The sequence below is a fragment of the Streptomyces sp. NPDC043726 genome, assembly GCF_056436565.1.
Map to the genome: position 1 here is coordinate 78325 of NZ_JBWKCI010000013.1, position 22990 is coordinate 101314.

Sequence of the window (22990 nt, forward strand, 5' to 3'; positions counted from 1 at the left end):
TCTTCTCGCAAAGGAACCCTCCATGCGTAAGTCATCCCTCCGGCGTGTCTCCGTCGCCCTCGCCTTCGTGACCAGCCTCTCCCTCGCCGCCACCGCCTGTGGCGGTACGACCAAGGAGGACGTCGCCAACGAGGACGCCTCCGCCGCGACCGCCGGCAAGGCCGATCCGAACGCCGAGCTGAAGAAGGGGCTGACCGTCGGGTTCCTGCCCAAGCAGGTCAACAACCCCTACTTCACCTCCGCGGACAAGGGCGGCGAGGCGGCGCTCAAGGAGCTGGGGAACAGCTACAAGGAGGTCGGACCGTCCAGCGCCACCGACACCGCGGGACAGGTGAGCTACGTCAACACGCTCACCCAGCAGCAGGTCGACGCGATGGCCGTCTCCGCGCAGGACCCCGGCGCCCTGTGCACCGCGCTCAAGCAGGCCATGAAGAACGACATCAAGGTCGTCACCTACGACTCCGACACCAAGGCCGACTGCCGCAACGCCTTCGTCTCGCAGGCCTCCGCGGAGGACCTCGGCCGTACCGAGGTGCAGCTGCTCGCCGAACAGATCGACTACAAGGGCGAGATCGCGATCCTGTCCGCCGCGCAGACCGCGACCAACCAGAACACCTGGATCGAGTTCATGAAGGACGAGCTCAAGGATCCCAAGTACAAGGACATGAAGCTGGTCAAGGTCGCGTACGGCAACGACGACGCGCAGGCGTCCTTCCAGCAGACCCAGGGCCTGCTCCAGGAGTACCCGAACCTGAAGGGGATCATCTCCCCGACCACCGTCGGCATCAAGGCCGCCGCCCAGTACCTGTCGGGCTCGAAGTACAAGGGCAAGGTCAAGCTGACCGGCCTCGGCACCCCGAACGACATGCGCAAGTACGTCAAGAACGGCACCGTCGAGGCGTTCGAGCTGTGGGACCCGGCCAAGCTGGGCGAGCTGGCCGCCCGTACCGCCGTCGCGCTGGTGTCCGGGCAGATCACCGGCAAGGAGGGCGAGACCTTCACCGCCGGTGACATGGGCGAGTACACGATCGGCAAGGACGGCGTGATCAGCCTGGGCAAGCCGACCGTGTTCGACGCCAAGAACATCGACCAGTTCAACTTCTGAGTTCCAAGGGGCTGTTGATGCAACGCGTGTGCTTTCTGCTGAAGGTCCGGGCGGACCGCCTCGACGAGTACCGCGAGCGGCACGCCGCCGTATGGCCGGAGATGCTGGACGCGCTCTCGGCCACCGGCTGGCACAACTACTCGCTCTTCCTGCGCGAAGACGGCCTGCTGGTCGGCTACTTGGAGACCGAGGACTTCGCCGCCGCCCGGGCCGGCATGGAGGCCACCGAGGTCAACGCCCGCTGGCAGGCGGAGATGGCGCCGTTCTTCGAGTCGCTGGACGGCGCCCGACCCGACGAATCGATGAAACCCCTCACCGAAGTCTTCCATCTAGCCTGAGCCGGAGCTGAGTTCATGAGAAGACGTACTGTGCTGGCGACCGCGCTGCTGGCCGCCGTGGCCGCCCCGGGCACGGCGCGGGCCGCCGACCCCGGGCCCTCCGTCACCCTCACCGGCACCACCACGCTCGACTCCCAGGCCATCTTCTTCGTCTCCTACGACGGCCTGGTCAACAACAACGCCTTCCAGAAGAACGGCCTGCTGACCTACAAGGGCCACCAGTACGCGGCCTGGTACACCGCAGACCGCAACGCCGTCGTCGGCCGCCGTGCCCTCGGCGCCACCGCCTGGTCCACGGTCAGGGTCGGGCACACGCTCCGCTACAACGACTCCCACAACGTCATCTCCATGGGCGTCTCGCGGACCGACGGCCGACTGCACCTCAACATGGACTCGCACAGCGACGGCTTCACCTACGTCAAGTCGGTCGCCGGACTGCTGGACAACCCGGCCGGGCTGTCGTGGACCGCGAGCCGCTTCGGCGCGCCCCAGTCCACCCTTGACGGCCTGACCCTGACGAGCCAGTTCACCTACCCCCAGTTCATCGCCACCCCCGAGGGCCGCCTCCAGCTCAGCTACCGGACCGGCGTCTCCGGCAACGGCCGCAACGCCCTCGCGGAGTACGACGGTTCGACGTGGACCGCGCTGGGGGAGTGGACGTCGTCCACCGGGACGTACAGCAGCGAGCACGGCTCCTCGACCGTCCGGAACATGTATCTGCACGGCATCGACTACGACCGCGGCGGCAGGCTGCACTCCTTCTTCACCTGGCGCGAGCAGAACGGCGCCGTGATGTGCAACGGCGGCGGCATCACCAACCACGACACCGGCTACGTCTACTCCGACGACCGCGGCCGGACCTGGCGCAACAACGCGGGCACGGTCGTCGGTACCACCGGCGGCTCCGACAAGGTGGCGGTCACCGACAGCGGCCTGGTGATCGACTCGCTCAATCCGGACCACTCGCTCATGAACCAGGAGAGCCAGTTCACGGACTCGACCGGGCTGCCACACGCGATCATCAGTTACGTACCCGGTCGATTCGGTCAGTGCACGACCGACTACGTCGCCGACCGCACCGCCAACGGCCGCGCGTTCCACGTCCGCAAGAACGCCTCGGGCAACTGGCAGAAGACCGAGATCCCGGTCCCGCTGAACTCCAGCCAGCGCACCAAGCTGGTTCTGGACAAGTACGACAACGCCTACGCGATCTTCCCGTTCGGCCGGATCGCCGGCGCCTCCAAGGCGTCCGGGTACACGGACTGGAGGCTGCTGTACGACGGTGTCGCCGCCGGGCTGAACGCCTTCGGCGAGGTCGTGATCGACGAGACCCGGATCGCGCAGGACCACACCCTGTCGGTGATGTACCAGGTGAAGTCCACCGGTACGACCCCCTCGGCGCTCCGCGTCGCCGATTTCCGGCTGCCCGCCTGATCGCCGCCGTGGCCGTTCGACGGATGCCGTCAAAGGGCGGTCCGACGGTAATGTGAAGACCGTCCCGCCCGCCGCCCCTCGTTCCTCTGGAGGTCCCTGCCCGATGGCCCAGTCGGTGGGTATCAAGGACGTCGCACGCGCCGCCGGAGTCTCCGTCGGCACGGTCTCGAACGTCATCAACCGTCCGGACACGGTCGCCACCGAGACCCGGGCACGGGTGCTGTCGGCGATCGACCGGCTGGGCTATGTCCGCAGCGAGTCCGCGCGCCAACTGCGCGCGGGCCGCAGCCGGATCATGGGGCTGCTCGTCCTCGACATGGGCAACCCCTTCTTCGTCGACGTGGCGCGCGGCGCCGAGCGGGCCGCGCGCGAGGCGGGACTCGGCGTGATGGTCTGCAACAGCGCGCAGAACGCCGCGGAGGAGGCCGACTATCTGTCGCTCTTCGCCGAGCAGCGGGTGCGCGGGGTGCTGCTGACCCCGGCGGACGCCACCGGGCGCAACATCGAGACGTTCCGTCGGCACAACATCCCCTTCGTCCTCGTCGACCGGGTCGCCGAGGGCACCACCGAGTGCTCGGTCTCCGTCGACGACGTCGCCGGCGGCGCGCTCGCCGTGCGCCACCTCGTGGACGCCGGGCACCGCTCCATCGCGTACGTCAGCGGCCCGCCCAGCCTGAACCAGGTCCGCGACCGCCGTACCGGCGCGCTGTCGGCGCTCGCCGAGGCCGGGCTCGGCCCCGAGGTGCTGCGCGAGCTGCCCACCGAGCGGCTCGACGTCGCCGCGGGCCGGGACGCGGGTGCCCGTCTGCTCGGCCTCGCCGACCGTCCCACCGCCGTGTTCTGCGCCAACGACCTGCTCGCCCTCGGTGTCCTCCAGGCGATGTACGCGGCCGGTGTCAGCGTCCCCGACGACCTCGCCATCGTCGGCTACGACGACATCGAGTTCGCCGCCGCCGCGGCCGTCCCCCTGACCTCGGTGCGGCAGCCCGCCGTCACCATGGGCGCCCTCGCCGCCGAGCTGCTCCTGGAGGAGACCGAGGGCGAGGGCGGCGCCCGCGGCCACGAGCACCGGCGGGTCGTGCTCCAGCCGGAACTGGTCGTACGCCGCTCCAGCCTCTCGGCGCGCTGAGCGGCCGTTCAGTAGCTGTTCATGATCCCCGGGCTCGGTCGGCGACGGAACATGTGTTGAACTGGGACGCGCTGCCAGCCGTCCGTCCGAACCGGGAGCCTCGTTGACCGTCAGCTACCGCCAGCCCGGCGTCGTCCTCACCGACCGCCACTTCACCGTGCCCCTCGACCACGACGACCCGGCGGGGGAGAGCATCGAGCTCTACGCCCGTGAGGTCGTCGCCGGTGACCGGGTGCACCAGAACCTGCCGTGGCTGGTCTACCTCCAGGGCGGGCCCGGATTCGGGGCGAACCGGTTCGTCGGCAAGCAGGCCTGGCTCGGCCGCGCCCTGAAGGAGTACCGGGTCCTCCTCCTCGACCAGCGCGGCACCGGCCACTCCACGCCGGCCAACCGCCAGACGCTCCCGCTGCGCGGCGGCCCGGCCGCACAGGCCGACTACCTCACGCACTTCCGCGCCGACGCGATCGTCCGGGACTGCGAGGCGATCCGCCCGGCCGTCACCGGCGGCGCCCCGTGGACCGTCCTCGGCCAGAGCTTCGGCGGCTTCTGCACGGTCAACTACCTCTCCACCGCCCCCGAGGGCCTGTCCGCCGCGATCGTCACCGGCGGCCTGCCCTCGCTCGACGCGCACGCGGACGACGTCTACCGCGCGGCCTACCCGCGCATCGAGCGCAAGGTCACCGCGCACTACGCCCGCTATCCGCAGGACGTCGAGCGGGCCCGCCGTATCGCCGACCACCTGCTCGGCCACGACGTCGTGCTCCCCAACGGCTACCGCCTCACGGCGGAGGCCTTCCAGTCCCTCGGCATCCTCCTCGGCGGCGGCGAGGGCAGCCACCGCCTGCACTACCTCCTGGAGCACGCCTTCGTCCGCACCGCCCAGGGCGCGACCCTCTCCGACGCCTTCCAGGAAGAGGTCCAGGGCCTGCTGTCATACGCGGGTCACCCGCTCTACGCCCTCGTCCACGAGGCGATCTACGGCCAGGACGCCCGCCCCACGGCCTGGTCGGCCGAGCGGGTCCGCGCCGAGTTCCCGCAGTTCGACGCGGCCAAGGCCCTGGCGGGCGACGGCCCGCTGCTGTTCACCGGCGAGACCATCCACCCCTGGATGTTCGACTGCGACCCGGCCCTGCGCCCCCTGCGCGAGACGGCCGAACTCCTCGCCACCCGCACCGACTGGACACCGCTGTACGACCCCACGCGCCTCGCCGCCAACGAGGTCCCGGCCGCCGCCGCGATCTACCACGACGACATGTACGTCGACACGACCCACTCCCTCGCCACGGCCCGCACGATCCGCGGCCTGCGCACCTGGGTCACCGACGAGTTCGAACACGACGGCGTACGCGCGGGCGGGCCGCGGGTGCTGGACCGGCTGCTGGCCCTGACGCGCGACGAATTGTGAGGTCTGCGCGGTGTGCCGCGGGCTAGTCTGCGGGCATGACCGAGCCGATGATCACTCAGCTCCGGCCCATGCCCGAGGACTGGCAGCGGGCCCTCGCCGTCGTGGCGCACCCGGACGACCTGGAGTACGGCTGCTCGGCGGCCGTCGCCGCGTGGACCGATCAGGGCCGGGAGGTCGCCTATGTGCTGGCCACCCGGGGCGAGGCCGGGATCGACACGATGGAGCCCGCGGTGTGCGGTCCGCTGCGGGAGCGTGAGCAGCGGGCCAGCGCGGCGGTGGTCGGGGTGTCGGCGGTGGAGTTCCTCGACCACCAGGACGGTGTGATCGAGTACGGCACCGGCCTGCGCCGGGACATCGCCGCCGAGATCCGCCGCCACCGTCCCGAGCTGGTGATCACCCTCAACCACCGGGACACCTGGGGCGGAGTCGCCTGGAACACCCCGGACCATGTGGCCGTGGGCCGGGCCACCCTCGACGCGGCCGGTGACGCCGGCAACCGGTGGATCTTCCCCGAACTCGTCGAGCAGGGGCTCGAACCCTGGAACGGCGTGCGCTGGGTCGCCGTCGCCGGGTCCAGCACGCCCACGCACGCCGTGGACGCCACACCCGGTCTGGAGCGGGCGGTGCGGTCGCTGCTCGAACACCGCGCCTACATCGAGGCGTTGACGGACGAGGATCCCGAGACGTACGTCCGGGGCTTCCTCACCCAGCACGCCACGGCGACGGGCGAGCGGTTCGGCGGCAAGCCCGCGGTGGCCTTCGAGGTGTTCGCCCGGTGACGGCCGGAACGGGGGCCGAGGCGCAGGCCGAGCGGTTCGAGGAACACCGGGACCATCTCAACGCCGTCGCCTACCGGATGCTGGGATCGCTCACCGAGGCCGAGGACGCGGTTCAGGAGGCGTGGCTCAGGCTCAGCCGCAGCGACGGCGAGGACATCCGCAATCTCGGCGGCTGGCTGACCACCGTGGTCGGCCGGATCTGCCTGGACATGCTGCGCTCGCGCACCACGCGCCGCGAGGACCCGCTCGACGACACCTTCGTCCCCGACCCCGTGATCCGGCCGCTGTCCCAGGCCGACCCGGAACAGGAAGTGGTCCGGGCCGACACGGTCGGCCTCGCCCTGCTGGTCGTGCTGGAGACGCTGGAGCCCGCCGAGCGGCTGGCGTTCGTACTGCACGACATGTTCGCCGTGCCCTTCGACGACATCGCGCGGATCGTGGAACGCACCCCGGCCGCCACCCGGCAGCTCGCCAGCCGGGCCCGGCGCCGGGTCCAGGGAGCCACCCCGTCCGCCGAGCCCGACCTCGCCCAACAGCGCAAGGTCCTCGACGCGTTCATGGCTGCCTGCCGCGCCGGGGACTTCGACGCGCTGCTCGAAGTCCTCGACCCCGAGATCGTGCTGCGCGCCGACTCCGGGGCCCTGGTCGGCGGGGTGGCGGCCTCGAAGCTCGTGCGCGGGGCGCGTCCGGTGGCCGAACAGGCCATGCTGTTCAGCGAGTTCGCGCAGCACGCCCGGTTCGTGCTGGTCAACGGCGAACTCGGCATGCTGAACGCGCCCGACGGCAAGCTGATGTCGGTCACCGGCCTCACCGTCGCCGACGGCCGGATCACGGGCATGTACATCCTGGCCGATCCCGCGCGGCTGGACCGGCTGGAGCTGCCTGACCTGCCTGACCTGGGGGAGTGAGCGGCTGACGGGCGCCCGTAGGCTGGTCGGTATGCGAGACCTCTCCCTCGAACCGGCCGGCCTGCGCGGCGACTGCGCGAACTGCTTCGGGCTGTGCTGCGTCGCCCTGCCGTTCGCCGCCTCGGCCGACTTCGCGGTCGACAAGAAGGCCGGGACGCCCTGCCGCAACCTCCAGGACGACCACCGCTGCGGCATCCACGCGCGGCTGCGGCAGCAGGGCTTCACCGGCTGCACGGTCTACGACTGCTTCGGCGCCGGACAGCGGGTCTCGCAGGTCACCTTCGGCGGGCGGGACTGGCGCACCGAGCCCGCCGAGGACGCGCGGCGCATGTTCGACGCGTTCCCGGTCGTGCGCCAGCTGCACGAGCTGCTCTGGTACCTCACCGAGGCGCTGACCCTGCCCGCCGCCCGCCCGGTCCACGCCGATCTGCGCCGGCTGCTGGAGAAGACCGAGGAACTGGCCGGGGGCACCCCCGACGAACTGGCCCGGCTGGACGTGGGCGCGCACCGGCAGGAGGTGGGCGGGCTCCTGACCCGGGCCAGCGAGCTGACGCGGGCGGGTTCGCGCGGCCGGAGGAAGGACCGCCGGGGCGCCGACCTGATGGGTGCCCGCCTGAAGGGCGCCGACCTGCGCGGCATCAGCCTCCGCGGCGCCTACCTCATCGCCGCCGACCTCACCGGCGCCGACCTGCGCGGAGCGGACCTCCTGGGCGCCGACCTACGAGACACCGACCTCACGGACGCCGACCTGACCGACGCCTTCTTCCTGACCCAGCCGCAACTCAACGCGGCACGGGGGAGTACGGAAACGAAGCTGCCGACCTCCCTGACGCGCCCGGCGCATTGGACGGCGGGGGGCTGAGCGTGGCGGGGTGCGGCGGGGGTCAGGCTCACGAGGTCTGGCGCTGGCGCTTCCTGTTGCCCGCCCGCCGCCCGGCTCACCGCCGACGCCCGCCCCGCTCACTGCTCACGCGCCCGCTCCCGGCTCACTCGCCCGGCGTGCCCGCCCCCGCCTCCCTGCCCGCGCGCCCGCCCCGGCTCACTGCGCCTCGCCCGCCCGGCAGTGCTCCTCCGTGTCCGCCCCTGCCGGCACCCGACGCTCCACCCCCATGCGGAGCCCCTCCGGCATGAGGGTCAGGCGTTCTGTGACGCGGAGTCGGTAGGTCGGGTCCGGGTGGAAGTCGTAGCGGCGCAGTAGGAGGCCGAGGATCAGGGTGGCCTCGTGGAGGGCGAACTGGCGGCCGATGCAGGCGCGGGCGCCGGTGCCCCAGGGCTTGAAGGTGTGCGGGGGCCGGGAGCGTACCGCCTTGGGGTCGAAGCGGTCCGGGTCGAAGCGTTCGGCGTCGGCGCCCCACACCTCCGGGTCGCGGTGCAGCATCGGCGTGAGGACCAGGGCCCAGGCGCCCCGGCGCATGGGGTGCTCCCCGGCCAGGACCGTGTCCTCGCGGGCCTCCCGCGCGAAGGCGGGGGCGGTCGGCCACAGCCGTAGCGACTCGTCCAGGACCCGGCGCAGGTACCGCAGCTTGGCCACCTGGTCGTAGCCGGGCAGGTCCGTTTCGCCCCAGACCTGGTCCACCTCCGCGCGGGCGCGGGCGGCGACGTCCGGGAGCCGGGCGAGGTAGTGGAGGGCGAAGGACAGCGCTCCCGAGGTGGTCTCGTGGCCGGCCACCAGGAAGGTGATGACCTGGCGGCGGACGTTCTCGGGCGAGAGCCGCTCGCCGGTCTCGGGGTGGGCCGTCTCCAGCATCCGGTCGAGCAGATCGCCGTCCCCGCTCGTCATGCGGCGGGCCCGGACCAGGTCGTCGACCGTGCGGTTGAGATAGGCGATGTCGGCGTCGTTGCGGCGCGCGGACCGCCGTAGGAGGAAGGCCGCGGGGACGGTGTTCAGACGCTGGGCGTGGGCGAGGGTGCCGATCATCGCCGTCACGAAGGGGTGCGGGCGGGAGCGTTCGAAGGATCCGAAGTCGTGGCCGAATCCGGTGCGCGCGATGGTCTCCAGGGTCAGTTTGGTCATGTCGCCGGGCACGTCCACCGTGCGGCCGGCCAGGGCGGCGCGGTCCCAGTGGCCGGTGAGCCGCCCGGCCACGTCCAGCATCATCGCGTGGTAGCCCTCCATGGCCTCCCGGCTGAAGCCGGGTGCCAGGACGTCGTGCGCGAGCTGCCAGTTGGGTTCGTGGTTGTACGCCGTGAACAGCGCGTCCCCGACGACGGGCCGGAGGTTGGCGATGCCGAGCCCCACATGCTTGGCGAACCGTGTCTCGTCCGCGAGGTCGGCGGCGAGACCGGCGCCCCACACGAACACGAACTCCTTGCCGAACGCCTTGCGCCGGAAGATCGGCCCCAGCCGGCGGGCGTGGCGCATCGAGTCCTGCAACGGCCTGGTCCGGCTCGCGCCGAGGACGTCCCCGAGGAGCGGGACCCGGCCGGGCGGGTGCGGAATGCGGTGCAACTCGGGCCAGCCCTGCTCCGCGCTGCGGAACCCCTTGGGCAGCGCGGACCTGGTCGTCGTCTCCGCCATGACGCGATCTCCCTTGATCCTGCGGCAGGTTGAGCGTGTTGTACGTCGGTTCAATAACGCCGTTTCAGTGTGGTCCGGTTGTTGAACCGGCGTCAAGTAAGGTGCGGGCATGAGCGCGAACCAGGGCGAGCGCACCCGGCGCCGGCTCAGCACCGAGGAGCGCAGGGAGCAACTGCTCGCCGTCGGGGCGCGGTTGTTCTCGGAGAGCCCGTACGACGAGGTGTGGATCGAGCAGGTGGCCGAGATCGCCGGTGTCTCGCGCGGGCTGCTGTACCACTACTTCCCGACCAAGCGGGACTTCTTCGCGGCCGTCGTGGACCGCGAGAGCGCGCGCATGCTGCGCATGACGGCCGCCGACCCCGGCGTCCCGGTGCGCGAGCAGCTGACCGACACCCTCGACACCTACCTGGCGTACGTCGAGGAGCACGCGCACGGCTTCCGGGCCTTCCACCGTGCCGAGGCCTCCGGTGACCGGGCCGTCCGCAAGGTCTACCGGCGGGCCCTGGCCGCCCAGGAGAAGCAGATCCTGGCGGCGATGGCCGCCGACCCCGAGTTCGGTCCGGTCCTCGAACGACGGCCCCACGCCAGGTACGCCGTGCGCGGCTGGCTGGCGTTCACCACGGCCGTCTGCCTGGAGTGGCTGCGGGGCTCGGAGGAGCTGACCCGCGACGAGGTGCGCGACCTGTGCGCCCGCGCCCTGTTGGGCGTCATCGCACCCTGAGGGCGCCTCGAACCGTCCAGTGACTCCGCGCACGATCGCGCGCCATGGTTGGCGTGCGCCTCGATCTTCGATAGGTTAGGCAAGGCTTACCTAAGGAGGTACGGGAATGGGTGACAGCCAGAGCTGGACGGCCACGCCTGCCGCGGCGGAACGCGCCCGGTCGGTGCTGGCCACCGCGTGGTCCTGCGCGGTGACCGCGGAGGGCAGCCGGGAGGAGTTCGTCGGCGCGCACACCGTGGCCGAGGACGGCCGGGTGCTCCTGCACGTGCCCGAGGACAGCGCGCTGGTGACGGCCGCGATCTGCGCGCCGCGCGGAGAGCCGTCCGCCGTGCTGGAGTTCGCGGACGTCTCGCCCGTCCCCGTGCGCAACCGTATCCGGGCTCGGCTGTGGCTCGCGGGCTGGTTCGCGGCGGAGGAGGGTCATCTCGCCTTCCAGCCCACGCGCGTGGTGCTGCGTGAGCCCAGCGGCGCCGTCGTCGTCGACCTCGAGGAGTTCGCCACCGCCGCCCCCGATCCGCTGGCCACCGCCGAGGCCCGGCTGCTGACCCACCTCGCCGACTGCCACTCCGACGCGGTCGAACGGCTCACCCGCCTCGTCGAGCCCGACAGCCTGCACGGCGCGGTCCGTGTGCAGCCCCTCGCCGTAGACCGGCACGGGCTGACCCTGCGCATCGAGCGCACCCGCGCCCACGGCGACGTACGCCTGCCCTTCCACCGGCCCGCCGACGACGTCGCCCAGCTCACCGAGCGCATGCACGTGCTGCTCGGACAGGCGAGCGCGGCCTCCTGCCCGCGGCCCCTACAGCGGCAGCGCACAAACGGCGACGGGTGAGGCGAACGGCTCGCCCGCGAGCCGCAGTTCACCGCTGTCGTCGTCGACGCGGAAGACGCTCACGGTGCTCGACCGCTGGTTCGCCGCGAACAGCAGCCCGCCGTCCGGCGAGAGGGCGATCTGGCGCGGGAAGTCCCCGGCCACCGGCACCGTGCCGAGCAGTCTGAGCCGGGCCCCGTCCGCCTCCACCGCGTACCGGGTGAGGCTGTTGTGGCCCCGGTTGGCGAGGAAGGCGTACCGCCCGTTCGACGTCACCAGGATCTGCGCCGGGTAGCTGGTGCCCGAGCCGGTTCCTGTGGGCTGCGAGTCGCCGATGGTGATACGGCCGCTCGTGGCGTCGTAGGCGCAGACCGCGACGGTGTTGTCGACCTCGTTGGCGAGATAGGCGTACCGCCCGCCCGGATGGAAGGTGAGATGGCGCGGCCCCGCACCGGGCCGGGCCCGGGCGCGGGAGACCTCGGTGAGCGTGCCCTTCCGCTCGTCGAGGCGGTAGGTGTACACCGTGTCCGTGCCCAGGTCGACGGCGAGGACATGGCCGCCGTCGGGGCTGGTCACGATCTGGTGGGCGTGCGGACCGTCCTGGCCGGGGCCCGGCGCCGGGCTGGAGTGCGTGACCAGATCGGTGCGCTCGCCGAGCGCGCCCGAGCCGTCGACGGGGTGCACGGCCACACTGCCGGTGCCGTAGTTCGCGCTCAGCAGCCAGCGCCCGCCCGGATGCACCGACAGATGACACGGCGCGGCACCGCCGGTGCTCCGGCTGCCCAGGACCTTGCGGTCGGCGAGCCGGACGGCGGTCACGGCACCGTCCTCGCGCTCGTTCACGGCGTACAGCGTGCGGCCGTCCGGGTGGAGCGCGAGATACGACGGGTCGGCGACGTCCTTGACCGTGCCCGCGCCGATGACGCGGCCCGTGGCGGCGTGGTACGAGGCGATGCCGATGCCCCGCCCGCCGCCTTCGGCCGAGGTGTACGTGCCGAGGTACAGCGGCCGGGGTCCCGTGGGCCGCGCGGCCTCGCGGGAGGGGCTCGGCTCAGGGGACGCCGTGCCAGTCCCGGTCCCCGTGTCCGTAGCCGGTGCCGACGCCTCGTCGCAGGCCGGGAGGGCCGCCGCGGCGGCGGTTCCCGCGAGGGCGCCGACGAACCGGCGCCTGCTCACGCCACCACTGCCCATGTGCCCACCTTCGGGTCGTCCGTCGTCGGGACAGCCACCCTCGCGCGGAGCACGCGGACGGTGCAAGCTCGCGAGTCACCGCGGAGCCCGCAGCCGGTCAAGCAGCCAGCTCACCACTCCCCGTCTTGCACCGGCTCTCCCTTCAGCTGCTTCACCTGGCCCGGCGACGGCTGCGCCCACGGCTCGTGGTCGTCGCCGAGCCAGTCGCCCACCGGCTTCACCGCCCCCAGGGTGTCCGTGGGGGCGAGGTCCTGCGCCTGGTCGTCGTAGTAGTCGAACCAGGGCAGGCCCGCCCGGGTGTACGCGGCGCGGTCCACGGGCGACGGCGGCGGCTCCTCACCGGTGATGGCGCGCCACTGCGGGGGCGTGACCAGGTGGACGAAGACCCGGCCGGCCGGTTCCTCGGACCAGTCCGCGGCCGGGCGGTCGTCCCGGTAGACCTCCTGGCGCATCGAACCGCCGACGCCCAGGCCCATCGCCGGGGCGGACCGGGGAGCGCCCGCCGGAGCGGCCCCGGGTGCGGCGCCCGGGGCGGGCGGCGCCGCCATCGCCATCGGCATCGCGGCGCCGTAACCCCCGGTCGCGGTGAACGCCCGCGCCTGCTCGGCCCGGCGCCGCTCCTCCTCGCGCCAGCGCGTCAGCGCCGCCTCCCCGAGCGGGAACGACTGGAACTGGACCCCGCCCCAGACCTCCTCGCCGGTCACCTGTCCCTCCACGGTGGCCCCGAGCCCCAGCGGTACGGCGACGAACTGGCGGACCGTGCCCTTGCCGGAGTTGATCCCGTCCAGCCACGGCTGCCGGGGGAGCACGACGTAGTTCTGCGGATCCCGGGTCAGTCGGTCGCTCCACGGTTTGCCGGAGACCGCGCACACCTTGCCGACCCCGACCTGGAGGGCGGCGGGCTCGGTGGTGCCGGCGAAGCTCAGCCACATCGCCTCGCGCAGGTACATCGGCAGCATCACTCCGCCGCGCGCCCGCCACGCCTCCGGCACGGTGTCGGGGTAGTCCGCCACCCGCCGCAACGGGAACTCGCCGAGGCCCGGCGGCAGCGGGTGCGTGCCGGTCTCGGGCAGCCGCAGCGTGCGGACGAACCGCACCGCCACCCCGCCCGGCAGCCTCAGTGTGTTCCCGTCGATCCGTACGCCGCTCATCCGCTCGCCCCTCGCCCCTTCAGGTGACTTCGTCACCTAGAACGACGTACGACCGCCAGTCGGTTCCGGCCGGTCCGCACGGTCTCCCGCAGCCGGGTCAGCCGGGGCATGCGCTCACGCTGCTCGCTCGAGACCCGGTCCAGTTCCTCCAGCAGCCGGCGGGTGCGGTGCTCGGTGTCCATCTCGTCGAGGATGCGGTTGACCTCGGTCAGCACGGCGCCGTGCAGCTGCCACTGGCGGGCGTCGCGCTGGACCTCCTCCAGCAGCAGCTGGGCGAGCTTGTCGCGGGTGGCGGCGGCGTGCCGCAGTTCGTTGGCGAGGCGTTCCTCCGCCGACTCGGCGTTCTCGCTGACATGGGCGGTGACCAGCACCGCGAAACTCACCACGGCGTCCGCGATCTCCGACAGCAACTGCTCCACCGCGGCACCGATCTGTGGTGCGAACAGGGGTTCGGGGTCGCGTTCCTTGGCCAGGTCGGTGAGGGTGCGGGCGAGCACGCGCAGGACGACCGTACAGATCTCCAGGGTGTCCAGGCCGGTACGCAGCACCACCCGGTGCAGCAGGCCCTCGCGCACGCGCGGATTGAGCCGCAGGCTGTCCTCGGCCTGCCTCAGGGCCGCGTCCACCTCGACGATGTCGTGGTCCAGGCGGCGCGCCTCGTGCAGCCGGGCGGCGGCGCGCTCGAAGGGCGTACGGCCCGCCGCCTCCTCGCCCATGCTCAGCATCAACTGCCGGACCCGGCGGGACAGCCCCTCGATGGACTCGCCCGCCTCGCCCACCCACACCGGCGGCGCGAGCAGCACGTTGCAGGCGAGGCCGACCACCGCGCCGATCAGCGTCTCCAGGATCCGCGCCCACGCGGTGTCCCCGACGGTCGTCACACCGAGCACGAGCATCGCGCTGATCGCGACCTCGGGAACGTACTCGTCGACCCGGACCAGATGACCGACGGCCAGCGACGCCAGGATCAGCAGGGCCAGACTCCACCAGGTCAGACCCACCAGAAGGCTGAAGGCGATGGCGACGAGGACGCCGGCCACCACGGAGTTCACCCGGCGCACGCCGTTGGTGAGCGTCGCGTACAAGGTGACCTGGACGACCAGCAGCGCCGTGAGCGGCGCCGTCAGCGGCGCCTTCTCGGGACTCAGGTGCAGCGCGATGACGTACGCGACCGTCGCCGCGGCGGTCGAGCGCAGCATCTGGACGACCACGGGGTCCCGGCGCAGCTTCATCAGCCGCTCCCGCGACACCCGCCACTGCCGTACGTCTAGCATCCCTGCGCTGGTCCCTCTCCTGGAGCAACAACGAACGTGATCACGGTTCCCCATGAAGCGGACTGCAACACTCCGGTAGGAGGCCGAGTTGATCGACTCGGGGTCACCTGACAAGAGGCGCGCGGGAGGATCCGGGCGGGAGGACCGGGGGCATCCCCCGACCTGTGATCATGAAACGGCGGTGGACCGCGTGGGTCCTGACCCTGTTCATCATCCCCGGCGGCGCGGCGTCCGTCCTCTCGGCCGCCGCCGGATCAGGCGTACAGCTTGTCCAGGAAGGCCGCCAGGTTGCCCTCGGTCCGCGCGATCTGCTGCTCCAGGGTGAGGCTCTCCTCGATGCGCATGCCCGAGTCCGGGGTCTTCCGGCCGCGCAGGTAGAGCGAGCAGGCGAGGTCGGTGCACATGTAGAGGCCGACGGAGTTGCCCTCGCGGCCGGCCTGGCCCGCCTTGCGCGCGGTCATCAGGGAGACGCCGCCGCCCCGGTGCGTCGTCAGGCACAGGGAGCACATGCTGCGGTGCAGGAATCCGCGCTGCTGGGCAGGAAAGCGCAGAGTGACCCCGACGAGCCGGCCGTCCCGCTCGGTGACGAGATAACTCCGGTCGGGCGCGCCCGGATCTCGCCAGCCCAGGAAGTCCAGATCGCCCCAGGGGAGTTGGTCCAGTTCCCGGGGCACACTCAGCCGTTTGGCCTCGCCCTTCGAGCAGTTCACAAATGAGTTGCGGATCTCCGGCTCGGTGAGTGGTCTCATGGGGGGCTCCTGGGGGGCTCTTGGGGTTGCTGCCTGCTGCTTGCCTAAGACATGTGCACAGTGCCTAGGGTTTCTAGTTTTCTGCCTAAGGTTAAGCGGCTCGCTCCGGGAGGGTCCAGTGAATATCAACTTCCACCCCGATCGGCACGCCCTGCTGAGTGCGCTGCTCAGCGACGGCGCCTACCACGCGCAGTTCGTCACCGGCACCGGCGACGGCGGCCTCACGCCGCCGACCGCGGCGAGGAGTACGCCGGCCGGTACGCCCTCCAGGACCTGAGGATGGTCCGGCACACCCTCGCCCGCTTCGGCGCGGACGTTTCGTACGCTGTACCGCGAGCACACGCCGGGCGGTCGGAGGACGCCGGCCGGCCGAGGGGGAAGGGGCGGGGGGCGTGGTGGCGGAATCCTGGGAGCGGGCCCGGCGGATCCTGGAGTCGGCGGGGCTTGATCCCGACGCGCTCACCCGCGTCCGCCCGTTGACCGGCGGGACCTACAACACCGTGGAGGAACTGCTGCTCGGCGACGGCAGTCGGTACGTGCTGAAGGTGCCGCCCGTGGCGGACGTGCCGGGGATGCGGCATGAGCGGGAACTCCTCGTCGCCGAGGCGGAGTTCTATCGGGCCGCTGCCACCGTCGGCGTCGCCGCTCCGCGCGTCGTTGCCGCCACCGCGCGGGAGTTGTTGATGACGGCCTGTCCCGGGGAGCCGTGGGGCGAATCACTGGGTGAGGCCGAACAGCAGGCGCTGCGGCGTGAGTTGGGGCGTCAGATGGCCCGGCTGCACCGCGTCAGCGGGCCGGGGTTCGGTTATCCGTCCGGTGCCCTCGGGCCGCTCGCCGCCGACTGGCGGACCGCCTTCACCGGCATGCTCGACGCCGTCCTCGACGACGCCCGCCGCTACCGCCCCTGGCTGCCCCGGTCCGTCGAGGAGACCGCCGGGACGCTGCGGAGCGCCTGCTCCTGCCTCGACGACGTGACCGTCCCGTCCCTGGTCCACTTCGACCTCTGGCCGGGCAACATCCTGGTGGACCGTTCCACCGGCACGCCCCGGATCGGCGGGCTCATCGACGGGGAGCGCATGTTCTGGGGCGACCCCGTCGCCGACTTCGTCTCGCCGGCCCTGCTCGGGGACATCGAGAAGGACACGGCGTTCCTCGGCGGCTACCGGGAGGCGGGCGGGCTGATCGAGTTCGACGGGCCCACCCGGCTCCGGCTCGCCCTCTACCGCGCCTACCTCTACCTGATCATGCTCACCGAGACGGTCCCCCGCGCGGTCGACGAGGGGCAGCTGCGCTGGACACGAGAGATGGTGGGACCGGAGCTGGTGGCCGCGCTGGACGAGATCGCGGGCTTCGGCCGCTGACCCGGTATCTTCCAGGACGTCCAGGTCGGACGGCGTGTTGACAGGGGGAGCCAGATGGTGGGGCGGAACAGGCGCACGGTACGCGATCTCCGGCGGGCCAACCGCTCGGCCGTTCTGCAGCGCCTCTACTTCGACGGCCCCCTCAGCCGCTTCGAGCTCGGCCCGGCCACGGGGCTCAGCTCCGGCTCGGTCAGCAACGTCGTCGCCGACCTGCTCGCCGACGGCGTGCTGGAGGAGGCGGGCAACGTCGACTCCGACGGCGGCCGCCCCCGCACCCTCCTCCGGGTGGCACCCGCCAGCGGCCACATGATCGGCGTGGACGTGGGGGAGACCCGGGTGCGCGTGGAGCTGTTCGACCTCGCGCTGACCGAACTCGCCCGCGCGGAGCGGTTGCTGGGCGTCAACGGCTACGAGGTCGACGTCGTCGTCGGGCACATCCGTGACGCCGTCGCCGAGGTGCTCGGCGCCGCCGAACTCGCTCCGGACCGGCTGCTCGGGGTCGGCATCGGCGTCCCCGGGATCGTCGAGCACACCGACGACCGTGGCGCCGTGGTGCACGGACAGACCATCGGCTGGGACGCCGTGGCGCTGGAGTCACTGCTCCGGGAGCGCTGCGAACTGCCCGCGAGCGTGCCCTGCTTCATCGACAACGGAGCCCGGACCCTCGGCCAGGCGGAGATGTGGTTCGGGGCGGGACGCGGCGCGCACAGCGCGATCGTCGTGCTGTTCGGGTCGGGCGTCGGCGCGTGCGTCGTGACTCCGGAGGCGGAGGACGGGCGGGCGGTCGAAGGGGGGCATCTGACCGTACGGGTCGGGGGGCGCCGGTGCCGGTGCGGTGCCCTCGGCTGCCTGGAGGCGTACGCCGGAGCGGAGGCCCTGCTGGAGCGGTGGCGCGAGGCGGGCGGGCGTCCGCCGGAGGGTGCCGATCAGGAGAGCGCCCTGACCGCGCTGGTCGCCGCGGCGTACCCGGCCGACGGTGCCGAGGCCGAGCCCGCGGCGCGGGCTCTCCTCGACGAGACCGCCGAGTACATCGGGGCCGGGCTGTCCGACCTGGTCAATCTCTTCCAGCCCGAGCGCATCCTGATCGGCGGGTGGGCGGGGCTGCGGCTCGGGCCCGCGCTGCTGGCGGACGTACGGCGGCACGCGGGCGCTTACGCGCTGCGGCATCCGGCGGAGCGGGTCGCGATCGACCTCGGTGGGCTCGGGCCCGACGCGGTGACCGTCGGGGCGGCGATCCTTCCGCTGGCCGACTTCTTCGCCCACGGGGGGCGTCGTGCCGAGCCGGCGCCCGAGGAGCCGCAGCCGGCCTGGCGGGCGGCGCTGGAGGAACGGGCGCCGCGGTGACGTTTCGCGTGGGGGGCGGGAGGTACTCGCGTGAGGTTTCCGGTGACGCGAGGGAAGGAGGATGCCATGACCGATCAGAACAGTGATCCCATCCCCAGGGACCTGCCGGATCAGCAGGCCGGTGAGGGTGAGGACCCATGGGATGTGGATGTGGATCCTGAGCCCTCGGAAGAGGAGCGGGGTGACATCGTGCCGGACGCCGATGAGGCGGGTTCGGCCCGGAAGGGGTCCCCTGAGGGGGCGAATGTGCATCCGGAGCATCCGACGCCGGAGGAGCCTTCGGCTTGACGCCGGCCTTGACGCTCGCGGGGGCCGGAGTGTGTGCAGGCCGGGAGGGCCGGTCAGCTCGCCTTCCGGCCCCGCAGAGGTTGCGTCTCAGCTCCCGCGCCCTCCTGGAGGCCCCGCACGAACTCCTCCAGGATCTCGGGGGCCGTGTGGCGGGGGTGCCAGTTCAGTTCCGTGTGGGCCCGGGAGCAGTCCATCAGCGGAAGGCCCAGGACCGCGTCGAACAGGTGCGGGGAGGCCGGGAGCAGGTGCAGGCCCCAGGCAGCGGCGATCGCCGAGCGGGCCGCCGTACGGGGAAGGCGCACCGGGCGGGCGTCGTACATCTGGGCGAGCAGCGCCGCGTCCACCGGAGGGTCGGCCGCCAGGTTGAACGCGCCCTTCACGTCCGCGGTGATCGCGAGCCGGTACGCCTCGGCCGCGTCGTCGGTGTGCAGCGCCTGGACCCTCAGTCCGGGGATGTCGGGCAGGAACGGCAGCAGTTCCGGGCGGGCCAGCGGCCCCGGCAGGAAGCGGCCGCCGAAGATCCTGCGCTGCTCGCTCGCCGACTCCCGCTTGAACAGGAACGCCGGCCGCATCCGCACCACGCGGACCTTCCGGTGCTGTCGCTCGTAGGTGTCCAGGGTCCGCTCCAGGTAGGCCTTCTCCCGGCAGTACGCGGCGTCCGGCCAGCCGTGGGTGGGCCAGGACTCGTCCACCGTCTCGTCCTTCGGCCCCGGTGAGTAGGCGCCGACCGACGAGGCGTGCACCAGCGTGTGCACCTTGGCCGCGGCCACCGCGTCGAAGACCCGGATCGAGCCCAGGACGTTCGTGCGCCAGGTCGTCGCCGGATCGTGCGTCGGCTGGAACGCCCAGGCCAGATGGACGACGGCGGTGGCGCCCGCGAATTCCTCGGCCAGGTCCGTGTCCTCGGAGGCCAGGTCGACCGCCGACCACTCGGTCTTCGGCGGCCACCACTCGGGGAGCCTGCGGGCCAGGCCCAGCACCGACTCGACCCCGGGATCCTCGGAGAGGAGACGCACCAAGCTCGTGCCGACGTTCCCGGTGGCCCCGGTGACGACGATCCTGCTGCCCTGTGTACTGCTCACCGCCGGCTCCTCTCCACGGAGGTGGGGAGTGCCCGAGTACCCAGGGCCGGCAAAGAAGAAGCCCCGACCGCGACGGGGGAATCACGGCCGGGGCGGCCCGAAGGGTGGGCACGGATGGCGGTCGCCTCTCGGCGAAAGGCTCCACAGGGCTTCAGCCGAACGATCGTCCCTGTGGGCAAAAGGTGAGGCCCGGGGACACTGTCCCATCCGTACCCACGCCTTGTTCAACGGGCAACCACCCCGGGCTGTTCCACGGCTACGGGTGATGCGTGTCACCCGTCGGTCGACCCCTGCGCTCCGCTCACCCTTCCGCTGCCAGCGGGCTCTTCGCGAGCTCGGACAGCAGGTGCGCCGGATCGTCGTAGACCGTCTCCGCGCCCGCCTCCTCCAGGTCGGCCCGCGGAATGCCCCCGCACAGCAGGGCGACACACCGCACCCCCGCCCGGGTGCCCGCGCGCATGTCCCACACCGTGTCCCCGACGAACACCGAGCGCTCGGCGGGCTCCCCGGCCAGCTCCAGCGCGTGCTCCACGGGCTCGGGCGCCGGTTTGCCCTGCTCGACGTCGTCGGCGCTCGCCGTCGCCGTGATGGCGTCGTCCGCGTCGATCGCCCGCCGCAGCGCCCCCAGTTCCGCGCCGCCCGCGGAGGTGGCCAGGACCACCGTCCAGCCGTCGTGGTGCAGCCGCCGCAGCAGCCGTCCGGCGTCCGCCAGCGCGGGCAGCCGGTCGAAGTACTGCCCGTACAGCGTCTTGTGCGCGGCGCTCAGCTCCTCGTCGCCGTCCTTGTCCCGGTCGTCCCCGAGCAGATGGGCGATCAGGTCGTCCGAGCCGAGGCCGACCGCGCGGTGGATGGCGTGCATCGGGACCTGGTGGCCCGCCTGCCGGAACGCCTCCCACCAGGTGACCGCGTGCAGATGGTTGGTGTCGACGAGCGTGCCGTCGACGTCGAACACGGCCGCGCGTCCCATACGCCCGTCCTTTCGCCGTCCTGGTGTCCTTCACGTCATCCGCCCGAGTACCACGTCAGGATCGCCGTACAACGTCAGAATTCCCGGACCACCTCAGGAATCCCGGACCACCTCAGGATTCCCGGACCACCTCACGATCCCCGCGCCACCTCAGGATCCCCCGACCCGCGCGGGCAGGCGCCGCTCCCTCGTCCAGGCCAGCAGCTCCTCCCGGGTCCATGTGGTGACCACGCGGTCCGCCGGCACCCCGCACTCCTCGGCGCGGGCGCAGCCGAGCACCTGCCAGTCCAGCTGGCCTGGTGCGTGGGCGTCGGTGTCGACAGAGAACAGCACGCCCGCCGCCACGGCCCGGCGCAGCAGCCGCCGCGGTGGGTCGAGGCGCTCGGGCCGGCTGTTGATCTCCACGGCCGTGCCGGTCTCGGCGCAGGCGGCGAAGACCTCGTCCGCGTCGAACTGGGACTCCGGCCGGCCCCGGCCGGTGATCAGCCGCCCGGTGCAGTGGCCGAGCACGTCGGAGTGCGGATCGCGGACGGCGGCCACCATGCGCCGGGTCATCGATCGGGCGTCCATGCGCAGCTTGGAGTGCACGGAGACCACCACCACGTCGAGCCGGTCCAGCAGCTCGGGCTCCTGGTCGAGCGAGCCGTCGTCGAGGATGTCGCACTCGATGCCGGTGAGCAGCCGGAACGGCGCCCAGGTCTCGTTGAGCGCCGCCACCACGTCAAGCTGTTCGCGCAGGCGCTCCGGAGAGAGGCCGCGGGCCACCGTGAGCCGGGGGGAGTGGTCGGTGAGCACCGCCCATTCATGCCCGAGCGCCGCCGCCGCCCGCCCCATCTCCTCGATCGGGCTGCCTCCGTCGGACCAGTCGGAATGCAGATGGCAGTCGCCGCGCAGGCGCGCCCGCAGCTCAGCCCCGGCCCCCGTGTGCGGCTTCCCGGCCTCGCCCTCCAGCTTCTCCAGGTAGCCGGGCACCTGTCCGGCCAGCGCCTCACGGGCCACCTGCGCCGTCTTCGGGCCGACCCCGCCGAGCGCCTCCAGCGTCCCGGCCTCGGCCCGCTCCCGCAGCTCCGCCTCCGACAGCGCGCCGAGCGCCCGGGCGGCGTTGCGAAAGGCCCGTACCCGGTAGGTCGGTGCCAGGGACCGCTCCAGCAGGAAGGCGATCCGCTCCAGTGCCTCTACGGGGTCCATGGCCACCTCCCCCTCCAGAGTTCCCCAGCGCCCCGGGGGCCGCACGGCGGCGACCGCCGTTTGTCCGCCGTCCGTCCGGGTACTGCGATGGCCATCCCCGTGAGCGACCAGGAGGAGGCCGGTCATGTCCGTCCCCGCCGATTCCCGTACCAAGGTGGCCGTGATCACCGGCGCCGACTCCGGCATCGGCCGGGCCACGGCGGTCCGCCTCGCCGAGGCGGGGCTGGACATCGGCATCACCTGGCACAGCGACCTGAAGGGCGCCGAGGAGACCGCCGAGGAGGTGCGCGCCCACGGGCGGCGGGCCGCCGTGGCCCGGATGGACCTGACCCGGCTGCCCGGCGCCGCCGACACGGTCGACGAGCTGTGCGAGCGGCTCGGCCGTCTCGACGTCCTGGTCAACAACGCCGGTACGGGCACCATGACGCCCTTCCTCGACCTGGACCTGGACACCGTCCGCGAGGTGATCGACGTCGATCTGATCGGCCCGTTCCTGTGCGGCCAGCGGGCCGCCCGGCACATGATCAGGCAGGGCGGGGGCGGCCGGATCGTCAACGTCACCTCCGTCCACGAGCACCAGCCGAGGGTCGGCGCGGCGCCCTACTGCGCGGCCAAGGGCGGGCTGGGTCTGCTGACCCAGGTGATGGCGCTGGAGCTCGCCGAGCACGGCATCACCGTGAACGCCGTCGCACCCGGTGAGATCGCCACCCCGATGACCGGACAGGAGGACACCGACGTGCGCGCCGAGCCGCGGCCCGGCGTGCCGCTCGGCCGGCCCGGTGACGCGCGCGAGGTGGCCGCCGTCATCGCCTTTCTGGCCGGATCCGATGCCTCCTACGTCACCGGCGCCTCCTGGAGCGTGGACGGCGGCATGCTGCGCATGGGGCCTCAGGCCGGCTCCCACCTGGAGGGCGACGCGTGGCGCCGCCCCTGAGCAGGTCGCCGTCAAACCGGGACAAAGCTCCTGGTTCGCAAACGCCGGATGCGATTTACGCTCTATTGCATGACCGAAATCGCAGCACCGTACATCTCCCATCCACGGATCATGGTGCTCGGGGTCCAGCCCGGCACACCGCCGTTCCGCATCGTGGAGATCGACGGCATTGTGGTCGGTGAGGCGAAAGCCGTCACCGACGTCCTGTCGGCCGCCGCCGCCTTCGGCATCACCGTCCATGACCTGGACGACCCGGACGTGGTGCGCTGGGTCGGCGGCGACAAGTTCACCTGGACCCGTCACTAGAGCGACG

The 22990-nt window shown here is 72.2% G+C and carries 24 protein-coding genes; 16 read left to right on the forward strand and 8 right to left on the reverse strand.

What is annotated here, in order from left to right:
• Positions 1-22 precede the first annotated feature (22 nt).
• From rhaS to AC068Z_RS32785, 8 genes are all read left to right on the forward strand, one after another.
• Positions 23-1105, forward strand: coding sequence for a rhamnose ABC transporter substrate-binding protein (rhaS, locus tag AC068Z_RS32750; protein WP_478563872.1), 1083 nt, complete (start codon positions 23-25; stop codon positions 1103-1105).
• Between the two features lie 17 nt (positions 1106-1122).
• Positions 1123-1443: an L-rhamnose mutarotase gene (locus AC068Z_RS32755; RefSeq protein ID WP_365279736.1), complete on the forward strand. Its 321-nt coding sequence runs from the start codon at positions 1123-1125 to the stop codon at positions 1441-1443.
• Positions 1444-1458: 15 nt separating this feature from the next.
• Positions 1459-2877 (forward strand): BNR repeat-containing protein, encoded by a 1419-nt coding sequence (locus AC068Z_RS32760; protein ID WP_478563877.1) that lies wholly within the window; start codon positions 1459-1461, stop codon positions 2875-2877.
• 103 nt (positions 2878-2980) lie between these two features.
• Positions 2981-4006, forward strand: a complete 1026-nt coding sequence (locus AC068Z_RS32765) for a LacI family DNA-binding transcriptional regulator (RefSeq protein ID WP_478563880.1) — start codon at positions 2981-2983, stop codon at positions 4004-4006.
• A gap of 103 nt (positions 4007-4109) precedes the next feature.
• Complete coding sequence (locus AC068Z_RS32770) at positions 4110-5411, forward strand: alpha/beta fold hydrolase (protein ID WP_478563883.1); 1302 nt, start codon at positions 4110-4112, stop codon at positions 5409-5411.
• 35 nt (positions 5412-5446) lie between these two features.
• Positions 5447-6190 (forward strand): PIG-L deacetylase family protein, encoded by a 744-nt coding sequence (locus AC068Z_RS32775; RefSeq protein WP_478563886.1) that lies wholly within the window; start codon positions 5447-5449, stop codon positions 6188-6190.
• Positions 6187-7098, forward strand: a complete 912-nt coding sequence (sigJ, locus tag AC068Z_RS32780) for an RNA polymerase sigma factor SigJ (RefSeq protein WP_478563888.1) — start codon at positions 6187-6189, stop codon at positions 7096-7098. Before AC068Z_RS32775 ends, sigJ begins: the two co-directional genes overlap by 4 nt.
• 31 nt (positions 7099-7129) lie before the next feature.
• Positions 7130-7960: a pentapeptide repeat-containing protein gene (locus tag AC068Z_RS32785; protein WP_478563891.1), complete on the forward strand. Its 831-nt coding sequence runs from the start codon at positions 7130-7132 to the stop codon at positions 7958-7960.
• A gap of 177 nt (positions 7961-8137) precedes the next feature.
• Here the strand turns inward: AC068Z_RS32785 and AC068Z_RS32790 are convergent, their stop codons facing one another.
• Complete coding sequence (locus tag AC068Z_RS32790) at positions 8138-9616, reverse strand: cytochrome P450 (protein ID WP_478563894.1); 1479 nt, start codon at positions 9614-9616, stop codon at positions 8138-8140.
• A gap of 109 nt (positions 9617-9725) precedes the next feature.
• Here AC068Z_RS32790 and AC068Z_RS32795 point away from each other — a divergent pair, with 109 nt between their 5' ends.
• Both AC068Z_RS32795 and AC068Z_RS32800 read left to right on the forward strand, forming a co-directional pair.
• A complete protein-coding gene (locus AC068Z_RS32795) occupies positions 9726-10337 on the forward strand; it encodes a TetR/AcrR family transcriptional regulator (RefSeq protein ID WP_478563897.1) in 612 nt (203 codons plus the stop codon).
• A gap of 106 nt (positions 10338-10443) precedes the next feature.
• Complete coding sequence (locus AC068Z_RS32800; protein ID WP_478563899.1) at positions 10444-11169, forward strand: DUF2470 domain-containing protein; 726 nt, start codon at positions 10444-10446, stop codon at positions 11167-11169.
• On the opposite strand, the gene AC068Z_RS32805 is transcribed toward AC068Z_RS32800, so the two are convergent.
• The 4 genes from AC068Z_RS32805 to AC068Z_RS32820 all read right to left on the reverse strand — a co-directional run bounded on the left by AC068Z_RS32805 (position 11137) and on the right by AC068Z_RS32820 (position 15513).
• On the reverse strand, positions 11137-12339 hold the full coding sequence (locus AC068Z_RS32805) for a lactonase family protein (protein WP_478563901.1): 1203 nt from the start codon (positions 12337-12339) through the stop codon (positions 11137-11139). The two genes, AC068Z_RS32800 and AC068Z_RS32805, sit on opposite strands and share 33 nt — an antisense overlap.
• A gap of 110 nt (positions 12340-12449) precedes the next feature.
• Entirely contained in the window at positions 12450-13490 is a 1041-nt protein-coding gene (locus tag AC068Z_RS32810; RefSeq protein ID WP_478563904.1) for a hypothetical protein, read from the reverse strand.
• Between the two features lie 32 nt (positions 13491-13522).
• Positions 13523-14764 carry an FUSC family protein gene (locus AC068Z_RS32815; protein WP_478563906.1) on the reverse strand — a complete coding sequence of 414 codons (1242 nt, stop codon included), beginning with the start codon at positions 14762-14764 and terminating at the stop codon, positions 13523-13525.
• A 254-nt stretch (positions 14765-15018) separates the two neighbouring features.
• Positions 15019-15513 carry an FBP domain-containing protein gene (locus AC068Z_RS32820; RefSeq protein ID WP_478563909.1) on the reverse strand — a complete coding sequence of 165 codons (495 nt, stop codon included), beginning with the start codon at positions 15511-15513 and terminating at the stop codon, positions 15019-15021.
• Between the two features lie 118 nt (positions 15514-15631).
• Between AC068Z_RS32820 and AC068Z_RS32825 the strand changes: the two genes are divergently transcribed.
• The 4 genes from AC068Z_RS32825 to AC068Z_RS32840 all read left to right on the forward strand — a co-directional run bounded on the left by AC068Z_RS32825 (position 15632) and on the right by AC068Z_RS32840 (position 18506).
• On the forward strand, positions 15632-15790 hold the full coding sequence (locus AC068Z_RS32825) for a hypothetical protein (protein WP_478563912.1): 159 nt from the start codon (positions 15632-15634) through the stop codon (positions 15788-15790).
• Between the two features lie 118 nt (positions 15791-15908).
• The gene (locus AC068Z_RS32830; RefSeq protein ID WP_478564357.1) at positions 15909-16874 is read left to right on the forward strand and encodes a phosphotransferase family protein; all 966 of its coding nucleotides are present in this window, start codon (positions 15909-15911) and stop codon (positions 16872-16874) included.
• A gap of 54 nt (positions 16875-16928) precedes the next feature.
• Entirely contained in the window at positions 16929-18218 is a 1290-nt protein-coding gene (locus AC068Z_RS32835; protein ID WP_478563915.1) for an ROK family protein, read from the forward strand.
• Between the two features lie 66 nt (positions 18219-18284).
• Positions 18285-18506: a hypothetical protein gene (locus tag AC068Z_RS32840; protein WP_478563918.1), complete on the forward strand. Its 222-nt coding sequence runs from the start codon at positions 18285-18287 to the stop codon at positions 18504-18506.
• 53 nt (positions 18507-18559) lie between these two features.
• On the opposite strand, the gene AC068Z_RS32845 is transcribed toward AC068Z_RS32840, so the two are convergent.
• The 3 genes from AC068Z_RS32845 to AC068Z_RS32855 form a co-directional block, all read right to left on the reverse strand.
• Entirely contained in the window at positions 18560-19588 is a 1029-nt protein-coding gene (locus tag AC068Z_RS32845) for an SDR family oxidoreductase (protein WP_478563921.1), read from the reverse strand.
• Positions 19589-19889: 301 nt separating this feature from the next.
• Positions 19890-20555 carry an HAD family hydrolase gene (locus tag AC068Z_RS32850; protein ID WP_478563924.1) on the reverse strand — a complete coding sequence of 222 codons (666 nt, stop codon included), beginning with the start codon at positions 20553-20555 and terminating at the stop codon, positions 19890-19892.
• A gap of 150 nt (positions 20556-20705) precedes the next feature.
• The gene (locus AC068Z_RS32855; protein WP_478563927.1) at positions 20706-21743 is read right to left on the reverse strand and encodes a PHP domain-containing protein; all 1038 of its coding nucleotides are present in this window, start codon (positions 21741-21743) and stop codon (positions 20706-20708) included.
• Positions 21744-21867: 124 nt separating this feature from the next.
• Here AC068Z_RS32855 and AC068Z_RS32860 point away from each other — a divergent pair, with 124 nt between their 5' ends.
• Together AC068Z_RS32860 and AC068Z_RS32865 are read left to right on the forward strand one after the other, a co-directional pair.
• Positions 21868-22677, forward strand: coding sequence for an SDR family oxidoreductase (locus tag AC068Z_RS32860; protein WP_478563930.1), 810 nt, complete (start codon positions 21868-21870; stop codon positions 22675-22677).
• Between the two features lie 69 nt (positions 22678-22746).
• Complete coding sequence (locus AC068Z_RS32865; RefSeq protein ID WP_451730512.1) at positions 22747-22983, forward strand: hypothetical protein; 237 nt, start codon at positions 22747-22749, stop codon at positions 22981-22983.
• Positions 22984-22990 lie beyond the last annotated feature (7 nt).

What these genes read in the sequence shown, in the direction of transcription:
- AC068Z_RS32805 (WP_478563901.1), bottom strand. Translation starts at nt 12,339, where the DNA reads ATGGGCAGTGGTGGCGTGAGCAGGCGCCGGTTCGTCGGCGCCCTCGCG.
- AC068Z_RS32820 (WP_478563909.1), bottom strand. Translation starts at nt 15,513, where the DNA reads ATGAGACCACTCACCGAGCCGGAGATCCGCAACTCATTTGTGAACTGC.
- AC068Z_RS32765 (WP_478563880.1), top strand. Translation starts at nt 2,981, where the DNA reads ATGGCCCAGTCGGTGGGTATCAAGGACGTCGCACGCGCCGCCGGAGTC.
- AC068Z_RS32855 (WP_478563927.1), bottom strand. Translation starts at nt 21,743, where the DNA reads ATGGACCCCGTAGAGGCACTGGAGCGGATCGCCTTCCTGCTGGAGCGG.
- AC068Z_RS32755 (WP_365279736.1), top strand. Translation starts at nt 1,123, where the DNA reads ATGCAACGCGTGTGCTTTCTGCTGAAGGTCCGGGCGGACCGCCTCGAC.
- AC068Z_RS32815 (WP_478563906.1), bottom strand. Translation starts at nt 14,764, where the DNA reads ATGCTAGACGTACGGCAGTGGCGGGTGTCGCGGGAGCGGCTGATGAAG.
- AC068Z_RS32840 (WP_478563918.1), top strand. Translation starts at nt 18,285, where the DNA reads ATGACCGATCAGAACAGTGATCCCATCCCCAGGGACCTGCCGGATCAG.
- rhaS (WP_478563872.1), top strand. Translation starts at nt 23, where the DNA reads ATGCGTAAGTCATCCCTCCGGCGTGTCTCCGTCGCCCTCGCCTTCGTG.
- AC068Z_RS32790 (WP_478563894.1), bottom strand. Translation starts at nt 9,616, where the DNA reads ATGGCGGAGACGACGACCAGGTCCGCGCTGCCCAAGGGGTTCCGCAGC.
- AC068Z_RS32795 (WP_478563897.1), top strand. Translation starts at nt 9,726, where the DNA reads ATGAGCGCGAACCAGGGCGAGCGCACCCGGCGCCGGCTCAGCACCGAG.
- AC068Z_RS32850 (WP_478563924.1), bottom strand. Translation starts at nt 20,555, where the DNA reads ATGGGACGCGCGGCCGTGTTCGACGTCGACGGCACGCTCGTCGACACC.
- AC068Z_RS32865 (WP_451730512.1), top strand. Translation starts at nt 22,747, where the DNA reads ATGACCGAAATCGCAGCACCGTACATCTCCCATCCACGGATCATGGTG.
- AC068Z_RS32810 (WP_478563904.1), bottom strand. Translation starts at nt 13,490, where the DNA reads ATGAGCGGCGTACGGATCGACGGGAACACACTGAGGCTGCCGGGCGGG.
- AC068Z_RS32785 (WP_478563891.1), top strand. Translation starts at nt 7,130, where the DNA reads ATGCGAGACCTCTCCCTCGAACCGGCCGGCCTGCGCGGCGACTGCGCG.
- AC068Z_RS32860 (WP_478563930.1), top strand. Translation starts at nt 21,868, where the DNA reads ATGTCCGTCCCCGCCGATTCCCGTACCAAGGTGGCCGTGATCACCGGC.
- AC068Z_RS32775 (WP_478563886.1), top strand. Translation starts at nt 5,447, where the DNA reads ATGACCGAGCCGATGATCACTCAGCTCCGGCCCATGCCCGAGGACTGG.
- AC068Z_RS32800 (WP_478563899.1), top strand. Translation starts at nt 10,444, where the DNA reads ATGGGTGACAGCCAGAGCTGGACGGCCACGCCTGCCGCGGCGGAACGC.
- AC068Z_RS32835 (WP_478563915.1), top strand. Translation starts at nt 16,929, where the DNA reads ATGGTGGGGCGGAACAGGCGCACGGTACGCGATCTCCGGCGGGCCAAC.
- AC068Z_RS32760 (WP_478563877.1), top strand. Translation starts at nt 1,459, where the DNA reads ATGAGAAGACGTACTGTGCTGGCGACCGCGCTGCTGGCCGCCGTGGCC.